The sequence below is a fragment of the Ciceribacter sp. RN22 genome (genome assembly GCF_024054295.1).
Lineage (GTDB): Bacteria > Pseudomonadota > Alphaproteobacteria > Rhizobiales > Rhizobiaceae > Allorhizobium > Allorhizobium lividum.
Genome location: NZ_JAMXLD010000001.1, coordinates 978,933 through 993,676, shown reverse-complemented (window position 1 = coordinate 993,676; position 14,744 = coordinate 978,933). Strand labels below are relative to the sequence as shown.

Here is a 14,744-nt window from a genome sequence, read left to right as displayed (position 1 = left end):
GAAGAGATGTCGCCGTGTCGTCAGAGGACGACGATCGGGGCTTTTGCGCCGACGCGCTCATAGAGATCGATGATGTCCTGGTTGAACATCCGCACACAGCCGGACGAGGTCGCCTTGCCGACGGACTGCCAGTCCGGCGTGCCGTGGACGCGGTAGAGCGTGTCCTTGCCGTCCTGATAGATGTAGAGCGCACGCGCGCCGAGGGGATTGTTGAGGCCGGCCTCCAGTCCGCCCTCGGCGGCGGAGAAGGGACGCAGGTCCGGCTGGCGCGACACCATTTCGCCGCTCGGGGTCCAGCGCGGCCATTTCTGCTTCAGCGCGATGACGCCGCGCCCCGACCAGGAGAAGCCGGCGCGGCCGAGCCCGACGCCGTAGCGGATCGCCTTGCCGCCCGGCTCGACGAAATAGAGGAAGTGCGCCCTGGTATCGACGACGATGGTGCCCGGCTTCTCCGAGGTCGGATAATCGACCTCCTCGCGCAGGTAGCGCCGGTCGACGCGGTCGAGCGGGATGGGCGGCAGCGTATGCCCCTCGTCGCGCATGATCCCGTACATCGTGCGGTGCACCGGATTGGTGACGGGAAGCCCGTAGGTCTGGTGGAACTGGGTGCTATAGAGCTTCTGATGCGGCACCGGCTGCCTTTCGGCCGGGGGCACGCGGGCCGGCTCGTTCCAGACCGGCGCCACCTCGTCCTGGAAGACCTCGATGTTCATCCGACTGGTGTCGGTGACGAAGAGGCAACCGCCCAGCGCCGACAGCATCGCCGCGCCGGTGACGAGGCCACCTACGCGCCGCAAGGTCCCGACCTTCGAAGAAATAGCCTTTGACACCATCGTCCACCGCTTCATGCCGCTCAAACTTGCGACACCCTGCCAGACGCGGCTGGCGCGAAGCTGTCGTCGCGAACGACCGAGAGAGAGCGGGAAGCGAGAGGACGGAGACAGCTTCCTGTACTTGCCTATACTTTGCAGGAGCGACAAAAGAACTCCGGCCGGCCGCCGACATTGTGTCGCGGCCAGCCGGAGCCAGCAGTGGCGCGCCCAAGGGTCAACCAACGCCTCGCCGCCGCCCGGCGTTGGCAGGCGCGCCTTGCTTCCCCCAGAGGGATCAGGCCAACGGCGGCTTCAGCGCCGTGTAGATCTTCTTGCCGAGAACCGCCGCAACCGGCAGCGCCAGCACGCAGCCGACCGCAAAGGCACCGGCGATCTGCCAGCGCTGCATCATGCCGAGCGAAAGAACAGCCGTCACCGCGGCACCCGCCAGCACCGTCGCGACAAGAATATAGAGGACCGCAGAAAGACGAAACATTTATGACCTCCGTCAAATATCACGCCTCCGAGACTATTACTGCAAGGATGAGGCGCATTGATCTAGAACAAACGATGCCGGCGCGGAGAACACGCGACCGCGCAAATCGCCCTTGTCGCCCTGCGGCAAGTTCGCGCATGATCGCGCCGCCGCATGGGGCGGGAAAAGGACGAGAGACGGGCGGGGCGCGATGGCGACGAGACGCGAGGTGATCACCGGGCTCATGGGCGGGGCGCTTGCCGCCGCGATCGGCAGCCGGCCGGCGGCGGCCGCCTCCGGCGTGGCGGGCACCGAGCTGCGCGGTTCGATCGATGCGGCCAAGGCCGGCATCCTGCCCGGCGCCTCCGACAACTTGAGCCGGCGCATGCAGGCGCTCCTCGACGAGGCGGCGGACAAGGGGCTGGAGGTCTTCCTGCCGCCCGGCAACTACAGCGTTTCCAACCTCAGCCTGCCGAACGGCACCCGGCTTTCCGGCGTGCCCGGCGCCACCCGGCTCTCCTACAGCGGCGACGGCCACCTGATTGCCGCCGCCGACGCGGCGCGCATCGACATCGCCGACATCGTGCTCGACGGCGCCAACCGCTGGCTCGGCGACCATACCGAGGCGCTCCTTTCCTTCCGCAACGTCGCGGACCTCCGGATCGTCAATTGCGAGATCGCCGGCAGCCGCAAGCACGCCGTCTCGCTGGAGCGCTGCAGCGGGCGCTTCGAGGACAACCGCGTCACCGGGGCGGCGCTCGCCGCGCTGATCTCGCACGAGGGCAAGGCGCTCTCCGTCAGCGGCAACCACATCTCCGACTGCGGCAACGGCGGCATCCTCGTGCACCGCTGGACGAAGGGTGCCGACGAGAGCGTGATCTCCGGCAACCGCATCGCGCGGATCGCCGCCAATGACGGCGGCACCGGGCAGAACGGCAACGGCATCAATCTCTTCCGCGCCGACAACGTGATCGTCTCCGACAACCACGTCTCCGACTGCGCCTTCTCGGCGATCCGCGCCAACTCTTCCTCGGACGTGCAGATCACCGGCAACCAGTGCCTGCGCTCGGGCGAGACGGCGATCTTCGCCGAGTTCGCCTTCGAGGGGACGATCATCGCCTCGAACCTCGTCGACGGCGCGGCGAACGGCATTGTGGTCGTCAACTTCAACGAGGGCGGGCGGCTGGCGACCGTCAGCGGCAACGTCATCCGCAATCTGTCGCTCAACGGTCCCTATCCGAACGACGAGGCGGGCTTCGGCACCGGCATCTCGGCCGAGGCGGATACGGCGATCTCCGGCAACGTGATCGAGAACGCCCCGCGCGCCGGGTTGATGATCGGCTGGGGCCCCTATCTGCGCGACGTGGTGGCGAGCGGCAACATCATCCGCAACGCGCCGGTCGGCATCGTCGTCTCGCTGGTCGAGGGGGTCGGCACGGCCATGCTCTCCGGCAACCTGATCTCCGGCGCGAAGGACGGCGCGATCGTCGGCTACCGCTGGAAGGACCGGGCGACCGGCGACCTCGTCACCGGCGGCGACGCCCCCGCCCCTCTGGTGATCGAGGGCAACCGCGCACTCTGACAGAGGACGGCAGGTGCCCTCGCCTTCCGTCAGCCCGCGGCCGGCACCCTCGCCGTGGCGGATGCGCGGACGCCGCGGATCAGCGCAAGCGCCTCCGGCGGCGGGCGTTGCTCGATGCGGCGGTAGACGCGGCAGTCGGCCGTGCGGTCGAGGAGCTTCTGGTTGAACATCTCGCGGCGCAGCAGCACATGATCGCCGAAGGCATGCGCCGTCTTCAGGATCTCGTTGACCTCGCGCTCGGAGAGGTCGCGGTCGGCGGGAAAGCGCGCCCAGAGCCGCCAGAGGCAGAGCTGCTGGATCACCGTGCGCGCCGGCCAGCGCGTCAGCACGCCGTCCGCACCGAAGCAGCGGGCGGCATCCTCGACGCGGCGAAAATCGACCGCTTCCGGCTCCGGTTGCGGCGCCGCGAGGCGGTCACGGGCGGCGTCAGAGGCCTTCAGATGCTGGAAATTGCGGTAGCCGGCGGCCTTCGCAAGGATGTTCAGCAATTCGACATGGCCCGGCTTGTCTTCGCGGGCGTGGATTTCCCGCTTCAGCAGGCGGGCGAGCGCCGAAACATCCGGCGCCTGATAGGGGAGCGATATTCGCGACATCGTCTTTTCCTCGATATCGTGCCGTCAGAAACTGATTATGCCGGAGGTCACCGTCTTTCCGACACGGCACGGGAAAAGTGTCCGTCGTGATTGTCTATCGAGCAGGTTTAGCACTCGTCAAGGAGCGGTGACGCCTGGGTGAACTGCGGACCCTGGCCGATGAAATACGCCGTTCGGGCCTCGCCTGTCAATGTCAGGCACGGTGGCCGGCTTCAAGCGCTGCCGCTTTCCCGCTAGTGTCGCGAGTCAGTCCGACGGCCTTGCCGCCCATCCCCACAGGAGATTCCCCCCTATGCTCAAGATCTACGGCGTCTACAAATCGAGGGCGACGCGCCCGCTCTGGCTCGCCGGCGAACTCGGCCTCGCCTTCGAGCACGTGCCCGTTCTCCAGGCCCGCAAGCTCGACGACCCGCTTGCCGAAGACGCGCAGATCAACACCCGCACGCCCGCCTTTCTCGAACTCTGCCCGATGGGCGTCATCCCGGCGATCGAGGATGACGGGCTGGTGCTCTTCGAAAGCATGGCGATCAATCTCTACCTCGCCAAGAAGCACGGCGGGCCGCTGGCGCCCGCCGATCTCGGCGAAGACGCGCTGATGACGCAGTGGTCCTTCTTCGGGGCCACCGAGATCGAGACCAATGCGCTGAAGATTTCGACGGCCGCCGCCGAGGGCCGGCTCGAAAGCAGCAAGGACGAGGTGGAGGCCGTGGCACGGCTCCTCAAACGGCCCTTCGCCGTGCTCGAACGGCATTTTGCCGACAACGACTATCTGGTCGGCGGCCGCTTTACCGTCGCCGACATCAACCTCGCCGAGATCGGCCGCTACGCGCAGGCGCACACGCCGCTCTTCGACGCACATCCGAAGCTCAAGGCCTGGCTTGCGCGCTGCCAGTCGCGTGCCGCCTTCAAGGCGATGTGGGAAAAGCGTCTTTCCGAGCCGACGCCCTGACGGCCACGCCCCTGCCCCGCTTGCATGGTGGCGGGAAGACGCTAGGCTTGCGGGCGGAACAGACTTCGGAGGAGGATCCATGCGCCCGTTTCATCTGGCTTTTCCCGTCACCGACCTCGAGGCGACGCGGCATTTCTACGGCACCGTGCTCGGCTGCCGGATCGGCCGCGAAAGCCCCGGCAAGTGGATCGACTTCGATCTCTTCGGGCACCAGATGTCGGCGCATCTGCGCTCCGAAATGCCGAAGGACACGGCGACCGGTTCGGTCGACGGCGACGTGGTGCCGATCCCGCATTTCGGGGTGATCCTCGGCACCGACGATTTCCTCGGGCTGGCGCGCCGGTTGGAGGCCGATCCCGAGACCCGCTGGGGGCTGAAACCCAAGCTCCGCTTCGAGGGACAGGCGGGCGAGCAGCGCACCATGTTCGTCTTCGACCCCTCCGGCAATGCGCTGGAATTCAAGGCCTTCACCGACGACCTCGCGATCTTCGCCGTGTGAGGGAGCTTGGCCTCGCCGGCGCTCGACGGGGCAATCTCCATTGCGCGGAAGATTCTATCGGCAAAGGAAGAGTCCCTTCGGCGATGCAAACACCTTGCCGTCATGCCGGACTTGATCCGGCATCCAGCGGCGCGATGTCCATCGCGCGGGGGGACTCTTTGGGAGCGACGCGTAGGAGAAGAGTCTCTTCGGCTCGCGGACGCTCGCCGGCTGGCCTCCATCAACTGTTCAGGTTGGGATGTTCAAAGCGGGCGGAGGACCAAAGCCAGCCAACGGTCTCAAACGACCTGGACCCCGGTCGGCCTTCCGCCCGCAATCCTTATAACACACTCCCAATACACAGGACCCCGGATCAGGTCCGGGGTGACGGAGTGAGGGGCTCGAGCCTCACGAAAACAGCGCGTCCGTCACCTGCACGTCGCCGACATGCAGGCCGTTCCAGTTGTGCATGGCGTGGTTGGCCATGCCCGTCAGTGCTGCCTCTTCCGCGCTGTCCTTGTCGAACTGGCGGGCAAGGAGCGCCGTGACCATGGCCTCGGCGGCGCGGGCGGAGCCGTCCTCGCATTTGACGGCGATCGAGACGCCCGTTTCCGGGATCAGCGCGCAGAAGACGCCCTCGGCCCCGGTCTTGGCGAAGATCTTGCCCGGCGCGACCTCCATCAGCTTCGTGCAGAAGCGTTTCGTGCCGGCGACGTAGAAGGGTTCGGCCATGCAGGCCTCAATCAGCCGGCGGGAGGCGGCGGCGCGGTGGGCGCCAAGCCCCCTGCCGGTCGCCATCTTCGAGAAGCCGCGAGCGAGCGAAACGAGCGGCACGGCATAGGTCGGGATCGAGCAGCCGTCGGTGCCGCAATTGTCGCGGCCGAGCGGCGCGCCGGTCAGGTCCGCCATGACGGCGCGGATTTCCGCCTGCAGCGGATGGTCGTAGCCGACATAGCCCTTCGGGTCGAAGCCCATGTGGCAGCAGGCGCAGACAAAGCCGGAATGCTTGCCGGAGCAGTTGTTGTGAAGTGCCGTGGGCTTGTCCAGCGTGCGGGCCTGATGGATGAGGGTCGCCTGGTCGAAGGACCAGTGGCCGCCGCATTCGAGCGTCTCGACGCTGCGCCCGGCCCGCGCCAGCATGGCGGCGGCGGTCTCGACATGGGCGTCCTCGCCGGAATGGGAGGAGCAGGCGAGCGCCAGTTCGCGATTGCCGAAACCGTAGGCGTCGGCCGCGCCGCTCTCGACCAGCGGCAGCGCCTGCATGGCCTTGCAGGCCGAGCGGGGGAAGGTCGGCGCCTCGATGTCGCCCACAGCCGTGATCATGTCTCCCTGGCCGTCGACCACGACGGCGATGCCGCGATGGCGGCTTTCGACACGGTTGCCGCGGGTGACTTCGACGGTGACGGGGTTCGACATGGCAGATCTCGATCCTGTTTCGACTGCCGTCGTTGATAGACCATCCGGCCGCGCGATGCACCGGGGAGGCATACCCCCGAACGAAAAAAGGACCGCACGAGGCGGTCCTTCCATGAGTCTGGTCCGGCGAAGGACCCGGATCGGCGTATCGCCGCTCCGATCAAAGGTCAGTTCAGGCCGAGGGCCGCCCCGTCGAGACCGACACCTTGACCAAGCCCTTCACGCAAACCGAAATCTCACTAGACATCGGATCACCTCCCTTCGTTTCGTTGACGTTGGACTGAAGATAGGAAGGGCGCTGTCGCGTTGCAAGCGCAAATGCTAAAATAGACGGCCCGCCGTCACGGAGCGTGGAACGGGGTGGTGCGCGGCGGATCGGCGGGCACGTCGATGTGGTCGGGCGGAAGTCCCGCCCGCGCCCGCCCCGCCATCATCTCGTAGGCACGATCAAGATGACGTGTGAAGCGCGCACCGTCGAAGAGCGGGCGCACGAAGCGGCCGGCATCGAGGCGCTGACGAAGCCCGGTCAGTGCAAAGGGATCGCGGGCGAGCATCACGGCCGTATCGACGAAGGCGCCGTCGTCTTCGGCGACGAGTTCCGGCAGGCCGGCGGCGAGAAGGAGGCTCGCGGACGTCCGCGCCGCGAAGGACCGCCCGCGGACGGTGAGGAGCGGCAGCCCGGCCCAGAGCAGGTCGGCCGTCGTCGCCCCGCCGTTGAAGGGAAGCGTGTCGAGGCCGAGATCGGCGAGCGGCAGGCGGTCGATATGGGCGGCACCCGCCTTGCGCTCGGCGAAAAAGACGCGGTGGCGCGCGACACCCGAGGTCTCCAGCGCGGCGAGCAGGTTGCGCCGGGCGAGCGGCAGCGGGCAGAGAACCCAGAGGACCGCGTCCGGAACGGCCCGCAGCACCTCGGCCCAGAGGGAGAGCGTGCGCGGGGTGATCTTGTAGGGGGCGTTGAAGGCGCCGAAGACGAAGGCATCCTCCGGCAGGCCGGCATCCTCGCGCTCCATGAAGGCCGGCAGCGGCCGCGCCTGCCAGTCGTTCGCCTGGTAGGTCTCCGGCAGGCGGCAGAGCTTCTCGCCGTAGAAGGGCTTGCTCGTATCCGGCGTCACCACCGGATCGGTGATCGCGTAGTCGAGATCGACGCCGGTGACACTGCCCGGATAGCCGAGATAGGTCGCCTTCACCGGGGCGCCGCAGAGATTGACGATGCCGAGGCGGGCACCCATCGTGTGCCCCTTCAGGTCGACGAGGATGTCGATCCGCTCGGCGTCGATGCGTTTGGCAGCCGCGGCGTCGCTGAGCTCGCCGACCGGAATCACCGCGCGGCGCAGATGCTCCGGCCACTCCTCCTGTTTGGCGGCGGCATGGGGTTCCGTATAGGAGAACAGGCGCAGTTCGAAACGCTCCGGGTCGTGCGACGCCATGGTCCGCAGGAAGAGCGTCATCATCGGATGACAATAGAAATCGTTGGAGAGATAGCCGATGCGGATCTTCTCGCCGGGCGGGGAGAAGGGTCGGCGCTTTCCGTGCCCGGCGGTCGGGAGCGTCACGGCATAGCCCGCCGTCTCCAGCGAGGGACGCGCATTGAGCGCCTCGTCCTCGCTCCAGATCAGCCGGGTGAGCGCCCGTTCGCGGGCAAGCAGACCCGCCGAGAACGGCGCGTCCGGCTCCTTCATCAGCGCCTCGTGGCGGGCCATGGCGGCGAAATCCAGCGCCTCGTGGGCAACGGCGAAACGGGAGGTGTTGAGGAACCAGTTCCACGGGCTCGCCTTCAGGCCCTCGTCGAGCTCGCGGCAGAGTTCCTCGAAGCGGCCGGTCAGCCGGTGATGGTTGACGACGAGGGCGAGATGGCGGTCGATCCTGCGGTCGAGGCGGTCGAGAAGCGGCTCCATGTCGTGAAGCCGGCCACGGCTGAAGAAGGCGCTTGCCACCGCGAAGGCGAGCTCGCTGTCGTCCGGATTGAGGCTGGCCGCCCGCGCGCCGACCGGGAGGATGCGGTCCGTCGCCCCCTCCGCAGCATAGAGCGTAACCGCGCGTTTCAGACATTGCGCCGCGGCCGGGGTGTCCGACGCATCCGCGGCCCGGACGAAAGCGTCGGCCGCCTCGATGCGCTCGCCCATCTTCAGGCGGATATCGCCGATCAGGCGAAGCAGCGGCGCGTCTTCCTGCCCGCCCGAAGCCGCGAGCGCCTCACCGGCCTTCGCCAGGGCCGAGCGGAACCGCCCCGCCTCGAACTCGCGAACCGCCTGTGAGAATGCCTCCGTCATGTTTCACCGCTCCCGATGCCAAGCCCCCCGGTGTCATTCCGACACTCCCCCGCAAGCGGGAAGGCGTCAAGCGCCTGTCGAAAACGGTATCGTTGCCGCTTTGCCGGAAGACACCCGATTTCGAGCCGGATCAGGGAAGCTTGAGGATGATCTTGCCGATGTGCCGGCTCGATTCCATCAGCCGGTGCGCCTCGGTGACGTCGGCGAAAGGCAGGACGCTGTGGATGACCGGGGCGACGGTGCCGGCCTCGATCAACGGCCAGACCTCGGCGACGAGCTCGTCGCGGATGCCGCGCTTCTCCTCGGCGGTGCGCGGGCGCATGGTCGAACCGGTGATCGTCAGGCGCTTCACCATGATCGGGGTCAGGTCGAACTTCTCAACGAGCGAGCCGCCGAGGAAGGCGATGATCGACAGGCAACCGTCCTTGGCGAGGCAGGCGAGGTTCTTCTCGAAGTAGCGCGCCCCGATCATGTCGAGGATCGTATCCACCCCACGCTTGCCGGTCTCGGCGCGGATCACCTCGACGAAATCCTCCTCGCGGTAGTTGATGGCGCGGCGGGCGCCGAGCCGCACGCAGGCCTCGCATTTCTCCGCCGAGCCGGCGGTCGCGAAGACCTCGGCGCCGAAGGCCTTGGCGAGCTGGATCGCCGTCGTGCCGATGCCGCTGGTGCCGCCGTGGACGAGCACCGTCTCGCCTTCGGTGAGGCCGGCCATCTGGAAGAGGTTGGCCCATACGGTGAAGAAGGTTTCCGGCAGTGCCGCGGCCTGCACGGCATCAAGGCCCGTTGGCCAGGGAAGCGCCTGGCCGGCCGGCACGGCGCAGTATTCGGCATAGCCGCCGCCATTGGCGAGCGCGCAGACCTTGTCGCCGATCTCGAACTCCTCGACCCCGTGACCGAGCGCCACGACCTCGCCGGCGACCTCGAGGCCGAGCACGGGGCTTGCGCCCTTCGGCGGCGGATAGATGCCCTGCCGCTGGGCGACGTCCGGCCGGTTGACGCCGGCAGCCTCGACGCGGACCAGGATATCGCCCGGCCCGAGGCTCGGCAGCGCCGAGGAACCAAGCACCATCACCTCCGGCGGGCCGTAGGACTGGAGATCGACAAAGCACATCGATGCAGGCAGCGTCATGGCGGCAACTCCTCTTTGCACTCACTGGACATGGCATAGAGTAGCATGCCTGTGGTGAAAAGGAGGCTCATTGCCGCGGCGGGTGCATGTCGCAGGCGGCCGACAAGCCGGTCAGGCGCCGTATCCGCCGAAAACCTCCAGAGCAAGGCCGCTTTCGCTCTCCTTGGCCTTCTTCTTGATGCCGGCGATCTCGGCGCTGATGCGCTGGATATCCTCGATGACGAGGTCCGCCGGCAGTTCGAGCACGCCGATCGAGCAGCGCATCAGCGGAAACTCCCGCTCCCTGCCCTGCCGGTCGTGGCCGCGGATCATGCCGGCCGCCCGGTCCTCCGCCGAATAGAGTTCGGCAGCATCGACATGGAAATCCGAGAGCAGCCGGTCGAGGATTTCGGTCAGCTCCTCGCGCGTCCAGTCGCGGACGCCGATGAAGAAGTCGTCGCCGCCGACATGACCGAGGAAATCGCCCTCCGAGAAGAAATAGCGGCGCAGCAATGCGGCGAAGAGCGTGATCGCGTGGTCGCCGAGGTGGAAGCCGTAATGATCGTTGAAGGGTTTGAAGTTGTCGAAGTCGCAGTAGCACAGGTGCCGGACATCATCGCCGTCGCGGGCGGCGTCCTGCATGAAATCGCGGATCGCGCGGTTGCCGGGAAGCCCGGTCAGCGGGTTCTGGTCCTGGGCGATCTGCAGCTGTTTCTCGTTGATGACGCGGATCAGCGAGGCGGCGGAGACGATGCCGGCATAGCGCATGTTTTCGGTGAGGATGACGCAGTCCGAGCCTTCCATGTTGGCGAAGATCGACATCAGCCGCTCGGCGTCGGCGTCGAGGCCGACGATCGGTGCGCGCTCGACGAAGTTGGCGACCGAGCGCTCGTAGACCTTGTTCTTCAGGAGGTCGCGGCCGAAGGGCCGGTAGATGAACTCCTTGAGCGGCGCCTCGCAGATGATGCCGCGCGGCTCGTTGTTGGCGTTCAGCACCGGAAAGAACGACTGCTGCGGATTGCGCCGGAAGAGATCGAAGACGCTGTCGATACCTTCATGCTCGTAGACCGTCGGCAGAAGCTCGATCTGCCTGCGGATCAGGATTTCGTCGAGCGACTGGCTGCTGCGGCGGGCCGTGCCGACGTCCTGCAGGTGGTGGAAGGAGGGCTTGAGCTCGGCAAGCAAGGTGGACGGCCGGGCGATGTACCAACCCTGCACGAGGTCGACGCCGAATTCGCGGCAGGCGAGGAACTCGCCTTCCGTCTCGATGCCTTCGGCGATGACCCGGACGCCGAGCACGTGGGAGAAGCTGACGATGTTGCGGACGAGATGGCGCTTGCGCGGGTTCTCGTCGAGGCCGGCGATGAAGTGACGGTCGATCTTGACGTAATCGATCGGGAAATCGCAGAGCAGCTTCATCTCGCCGTGGCCGACGCCGAAATCGTCGATCGCGAGCTTGAAGCCGGAGCGGCGCATGCGCGCGACGAGTTCGGCGAATTCCGGGACGCTGGTGTTGTCGAAGCGTTCGGAAAGCTCGAAGCAGACCGAGGACGGCGGAATGTTGGCCTTGCGCAGGTGTTCCAGCAGCGTGTCGAGCAACTGGTCGCCGTGCGGGATCAGCCTGACGTCGAGATTGAGGAACAGCGTGTGGCCGGCGAAATTCGGCACCGCCGAGAATTTCGCGAGCGCCCTGCTCGCGACCATCTGCTCGAAGGCGAGGAGGTCGCCGGCGCTTTCCGCCTGGTCGAGCATTTCGAGCGGCGAATTGAAGCCGAGGCGCTCGTGGCCGCGCATCAGGCTCTCGTAGCCGAAGACCTCGCCGGTGCCGATCTCGACGATCGGCTGCAGGGCGTTTTCAACGACGAGTTTCGCAAGCGTCAGCAATTGATCCTTGGCGAAGCGGCGCACATTTCCCGCTTCCGTGGCAACGCTGGCGATCATGTGAGTTTTCTCCGAGCAAGGCCTTGTCTTTTGACCGGAAGGCTCGGGGAAAATCGTCAAGAAACCCTTTCCCAAACATGACATTTGGATGAAAGTTTCGTGACGGTCAGGGCTTCAGCGCGAACGCCAGCGCGATCATCGACCAGCCCTGCATCAGAAGGTCGATGGCGAGGAAGAGGCCGAGCACCCAGAGGCTGTTCACGGGCCAGCCCATGGCGATGACGAAGCCGGCGAGGATGGTCACCGCACCGCTGAAGGCAAGCCAGCCCCAGCCGCTCGTGCCCTTGAGCTTGAGGCCTGCCCAGAGGCGGAAGATGCCGGCGGCGATCAGTGCGATGCCGATCAGCAGGGTGAGCACGGCCGACGCCAGAAGCGGGTTCTGGAAGGTCATGATGCCGGCGAGCGTATAAAGGATGCCGCTCAGCGCCCAGAAGAGCACCGCCTCCCAGCCCTTCACCTGGAAGGCGTGGATGAGGTGCATGACACCGGCGACCAGCATCAGCGCGCCGATGTAATAGACCGAGGCGACGGTCGCGAGGAAGAGGTTGGCGAGCGCAAGGCCCCCGAGGATCAGCGTGATCACGCCGAAGGCAAGAAGCCAGCCCCACTTGGCGCGCAGTTCAGGGAAACGGACAGGCCCGAGATCGTCAATCATGGCAGCACCCTCCTGTGTCGAACCGACGATAGCACCCGGCGCATGCAAAGTCATTGAAATAGTTGCAGGACGGAGCTGCAGACAACCGGAAGGACGGGCGCGGCAGGCTGCCGTTCCCGGCTCCCGTCGAGCCGCCGGCTGCCGGTCAGATTTTTATTGATTGATCAGTCAATCAAAAATAAAATGGCTGAAACGCTGGAGAGAGCAATGCCCAAGGTCGGAATGGAGCCGGTGCGCCGCAAGGCGCTCGTCGACGCGGCCCTCCGGGCGATCGGCCATCATGGATCGCTTGCCGTGACCATGTCGGAGATCGCCCGCGAGGCCGGCGTGTCGCCGGCGCTTGCGCACCACTATTTCGGCAGCAAGGACCAGTTGCTGATCGCCACCATCCGCAATCTCCTGCAGGCGCTTCGCCAAGATGCGGCCGAGGCACTCCGCGCCGCAAAGACGCCGCGCGAGCGGGTCTCGGCGGTGATCCGGGTCAGCTTCCACGCCGACCAGTTCGCGCCCGAGACGGTCGCCGCCTGGCTCGCCTTCTATTCGCAGGCGCAGCGCTCGGAAGAGGTGCGGCGGCTGCTCGCGCTCTATGCGCGGCGGCTGCACTCCAACCTGATGTCGGGCCTTGCGCCGCTCTGCCCCGTCGATGACGCAAGCCGCATCGCCGATGGCGCCGCGGCGATGATCGACGGTCTCTACATCCGGCAATCTCTGAAGGCCGCGCCGCTTTCGATTGATGCGTCTGTCGCTTTGGTCGAGGATTATGTGACGGGGCAGCTCGCCTCCCACCCTCCCCTCGAGGGGGAGGGTCGGACCGGAGGTCCGGGGTGGGGTGAACCGTAATGACCGCAGCGAAGCCTAAGACCGAGATCACCCCCACCCGCCGCTTCGCGGCGACCTCCCCCCTCGCGGGGGAGGTGGAAGCCAACACCCGTCCGGAGACGAACCCATGAAAGCCCAACCGAAAGCCTCCCACTTCATCGACGGGGAATACGTCGAGGACACCGGCGGCACCGTCATCGAGAGCATCTACCCGGCGACCGGCGAGGTGATCGCAAGGCTTCACGCCGCGACCCCGGCGATCGTCGAGAAGGCGATCGCCTCTGCCAAGCGCGCGCAGAAGGAATGGGCGTCCTGGAGCCCGACGGCGCGCGGCCGCGTCTTGAAGAAGGCGGCCGAGATCATGCGCGAGCGCAATCGCGAGCTTTCCGAACTAGAGACGCTCGATACCGGCAAGCCGATCCAGGAGACGATCGTCGCCGACCCGACCTCGGGGGCGGACAGTTTCGAATTCTTCGGCGGCATCGCCGCGACCGCGATGAATGGCAGCCAGATCCCATTGGGTGGTGACTGGGCCTATACCAAGCGCGTGCCGCTCGGCGTCGTGGTCGGTATCGGCGCCTGGAACTATCCGCAGCAGATCGCCTGCTGGAAGGGCGCGCCGGCACTCGCCGCCGGAAACGCCATGGTGTTCAAGCCGTCGGAAGTGACCCCGCTCGGAGCGCTGAAGATCGCCGAGATCCTGATCGAGGCCGGACTTCCGAAGGGCGTCTACAATGTCATCCAGGGCGACCGCGACACCGGCCCGCTGCTCGTCGGCCATCCGGACGTCGCCAAGGTTTCGCTGACCGGCTCGGTGCCGACCGGCCGCAAGGTGGCAGGCGCTGCCGCTTCCCAGCTGAAGCACGTCACCATGGAGCTCGGCGGCAAGTCGCCGCTGATCATCTTCGACGACGCCGATGTCGAAAGCGCGATCTCCGGCGCCATGCTCGCCAATTTCTATTCGACCGGCCAGGTCTGCTCGAACGGCACCCGCGTCTTCGTGCACACGGGCATCAAGGACAAGTTCCTCGCCCGCCTGAAGGAACGGACCGAGGCCATCCTGATCGGCGATCCGCAGGACGAGGCGACCCAGATGGGTCCGCTCGTCTCCTGGGCGCAGCGCGAGAAGGTTCTCGGCTATATCGAGAAGGGCAAGGCGGAAGGTGCAACCCTCGTCACCGGCGGCGGCATCCCGAACAACGTCTCCGGCGAAGGCTACTACGTGCAGCCGACCGTGTTTGCCGACGTGACCGACGAGATGACCATCGCGCGGGAAGAGATCTTTGGGCCGGTGATGTGCGTGCTCGACTTCGACGACGAGGCGGACGTGATCGCGCGGGCCAACGCCACCGAATTCGGGCTCGCCGGCGGCGTCTTCACCGCCGACATCTCCCGTGCACACCGGGTGGTCGACGAACTCGAAGCCGGCACGCTCTGGATCAACACCTACAATCTCTGCCCGGTCGAGATGCCGTTCGGCGGATCGAAGCAATCCGGCTTCGGCCGCGAGAATTCGGCCGCCGCGCTGGAGCACTATACCGAGCTGAAGACGGTCTATGTCGGCATGGGCAAATGCGAGGCGCCGTATTGAGATGATGCTAGCCGTAGCGCAAGTTCGCCCCCCTCTGCCCTGCCGGGCATCT

Annotated in this window: 13 protein-coding genes; 5 read left to right on the top strand and 8 right to left on the bottom strand. The window is 66.5% G+C overall.

Going from position 1 to position 14,744, the window contains the following annotated elements:
* Nucleotides 1–20 precede the first annotated feature (20 nt).
* On the bottom strand, nucleotides 21–833 hold the full coding sequence (locus tag NHF53_RS04905) for a L,D-transpeptidase (RefSeq protein ID WP_374591024.1): 813 nt from the start codon (nucleotides 831–833) through the stop codon (nucleotides 21–23).
* Nucleotides 834–1,107: 274 nt separating this feature from the next.
* A complete protein-coding gene (locus tag NHF53_RS04900) occupies nucleotides 1,108–1,308 on the bottom strand; it encodes a hypothetical protein (RefSeq protein WP_114364512.1) in 201 nt (66 codons plus the stop codon).
* A 190-nt stretch (nucleotides 1,309–1,498) separates the two neighbouring features.
* Between NHF53_RS04900 and NHF53_RS04895 the strand changes: the two genes are divergently transcribed.
* Complete coding sequence (locus NHF53_RS04895) at nucleotides 1,499–2,869, top strand: TIGR03808 family TAT-translocated repetitive protein (RefSeq protein WP_252833321.1); 1,371 nt, start codon at nucleotides 1,499–1,501, stop codon at nucleotides 2,867–2,869.
* 29 nt (nucleotides 2,870–2,898) lie between these two features.
* Here the strand turns inward: NHF53_RS04895 and NHF53_RS04890 are convergent, their stop codons facing one another.
* A complete protein-coding gene (locus NHF53_RS04890; RefSeq protein ID WP_252833320.1) occupies nucleotides 2,899–3,462 on the bottom strand; it encodes a DUF2087 domain-containing protein in 564 nt (187 codons plus the stop codon).
* Nucleotides 3,463–3,754: 292 nt separating this feature from the next.
* Here NHF53_RS04890 and NHF53_RS04885 point away from each other — a divergent pair, with 292 nt between their 5' ends.
* Both NHF53_RS04885 and NHF53_RS04880 read left to right on the top strand, forming a co-directional pair.
* Nucleotides 3,755–4,411 (top strand): glutathione S-transferase family protein, encoded by a 657-nt coding sequence (locus tag NHF53_RS04885; RefSeq protein ID WP_252833319.1) that lies wholly within the window; start codon nucleotides 3,755–3,757, stop codon nucleotides 4,409–4,411.
* Between the two features lie 79 nt (nucleotides 4,412–4,490).
* Entirely contained in the window at nucleotides 4,491–4,910 is a 420-nt protein-coding gene (locus NHF53_RS04880; RefSeq protein WP_114364508.1) for a VOC family protein, read from the top strand.
* A gap of 387 nt (nucleotides 4,911–5,297) precedes the next feature.
* On the opposite strand, the gene NHF53_RS04875 is transcribed toward NHF53_RS04880, so the two are convergent.
* The 5 genes from NHF53_RS04875 to NHF53_RS04855 form a co-directional block, all read right to left on the bottom strand.
* Nucleotides 5,298–6,305, bottom strand: coding sequence for an asparaginase (locus tag NHF53_RS04875; RefSeq protein WP_252833318.1), 1,008 nt, complete (start codon nucleotides 6,303–6,305; stop codon nucleotides 5,298–5,300).
* A 341-nt stretch (nucleotides 6,306–6,646) separates the two neighbouring features.
* Nucleotides 6,647–8,575: a glycosyl transferase gene (locus NHF53_RS04870; protein ID WP_252833317.1), complete on the bottom strand. Its 1,929-nt coding sequence runs from the start codon at nucleotides 8,573–8,575 to the stop codon at nucleotides 6,647–6,649.
* 130 nt (nucleotides 8,576–8,705) lie between these two features.
* On the bottom strand, nucleotides 8,706–9,707 hold the full coding sequence (locus NHF53_RS04865) for an NAD(P)H-quinone oxidoreductase (RefSeq protein WP_252833316.1): 1,002 nt from the start codon (nucleotides 9,705–9,707) through the stop codon (nucleotides 8,706–8,708).
* A 111-nt stretch (nucleotides 9,708–9,818) separates the two neighbouring features.
* On the bottom strand, nucleotides 9,819–11,627 hold the full coding sequence (locus NHF53_RS04860) for a bifunctional diguanylate cyclase/phosphodiesterase (protein WP_252833315.1): 1,809 nt from the start codon (nucleotides 11,625–11,627) through the stop codon (nucleotides 9,819–9,821).
* A 106-nt stretch (nucleotides 11,628–11,733) separates the two neighbouring features.
* Complete coding sequence (locus NHF53_RS04855) at nucleotides 11,734–12,282, bottom strand: HdeD family acid-resistance protein (RefSeq protein WP_114364503.1); 549 nt, start codon at nucleotides 12,280–12,282, stop codon at nucleotides 11,734–11,736.
* 207 nt (nucleotides 12,283–12,489) lie between these two features.
* Here NHF53_RS04855 and betI point away from each other — a divergent pair, with 207 nt between their 5' ends.
* Nucleotides 12,490–13,122 carry a transcriptional regulator BetI gene (gene betI, locus NHF53_RS04850; RefSeq protein WP_252833314.1) on the top strand — a complete coding sequence of 211 codons (633 nt, stop codon included), beginning with the start codon at nucleotides 12,490–12,492 and terminating at the stop codon, nucleotides 13,120–13,122.
* A 106-nt stretch (nucleotides 13,123–13,228) separates the two neighbouring features.
* Nucleotides 13,229–14,692: a betaine-aldehyde dehydrogenase gene (gene betB, locus NHF53_RS04845; RefSeq protein ID WP_252833313.1), complete on the top strand. Its 1,464-nt coding sequence runs from the start codon at nucleotides 13,229–13,231 to the stop codon at nucleotides 14,690–14,692.
* The last annotated feature ends 52 nt before the right edge of the window (nucleotides 14,693–14,744 follow it).

What these genes read in the sequence shown, in the direction of transcription:
- NHF53_RS04905 (WP_374591024.1), bottom strand. Translation starts at nt 833, where the DNA reads ATGGTGTCAAAGGCTATTTCTTCGAAGGTCGGGACCTTGCGGCGCGTA.
- NHF53_RS04900 (WP_114364512.1), bottom strand. Translation starts at nt 1,308, where the DNA reads ATGTTTCGTCTTTCTGCGGTCCTCTATATTCTTGTCGCGACGGTGCTG.
- NHF53_RS04895 (WP_252833321.1), top strand. Translation starts at nt 1,499, where the DNA reads ATGGCGACGAGACGCGAGGTGATCACCGGGCTCATGGGCGGGGCGCTT.
- NHF53_RS04890 (WP_252833320.1), bottom strand. Translation starts at nt 3,462, where the DNA reads ATGTCGCGAATATCGCTCCCCTATCAGGCGCCGGATGTTTCGGCGCTC.
- NHF53_RS04885 (WP_252833319.1), top strand. Translation starts at nt 3,755, where the DNA reads ATGCTCAAGATCTACGGCGTCTACAAATCGAGGGCGACGCGCCCGCTC.
- NHF53_RS04880 (WP_114364508.1), top strand. Translation starts at nt 4,491, where the DNA reads ATGCGCCCGTTTCATCTGGCTTTTCCCGTCACCGACCTCGAGGCGACG.
- NHF53_RS04875 (WP_252833318.1), bottom strand. Translation starts at nt 6,305, where the DNA reads ATGTCGAACCCCGTCACCGTCGAAGTCACCCGCGGCAACCGTGTCGAA.
- NHF53_RS04870 (WP_252833317.1), bottom strand. Translation starts at nt 8,575, where the DNA reads ATGACGGAGGCATTCTCACAGGCGGTTCGCGAGTTCGAGGCGGGGCGG.
- NHF53_RS04865 (WP_252833316.1), bottom strand. Translation starts at nt 9,707, where the DNA reads ATGACGCTGCCTGCATCGATGTGCTTTGTCGATCTCCAGTCCTACGGC.
- NHF53_RS04860 (WP_252833315.1), bottom strand. Translation starts at nt 11,627, where the DNA reads ATGATCGCCAGCGTTGCCACGGAAGCGGGAAATGTGCGCCGCTTCGCC.
- NHF53_RS04855 (WP_114364503.1), bottom strand. Translation starts at nt 12,282, where the DNA reads ATGATTGACGATCTCGGGCCTGTCCGTTTCCCTGAACTGCGCGCCAAG.
- betI (WP_252833314.1), top strand. Translation starts at nt 12,490, where the DNA reads ATGCCCAAGGTCGGAATGGAGCCGGTGCGCCGCAAGGCGCTCGTCGAC.
- betB (WP_252833313.1), top strand. Translation starts at nt 13,229, where the DNA reads ATGAAAGCCCAACCGAAAGCCTCCCACTTCATCGACGGGGAATACGTC.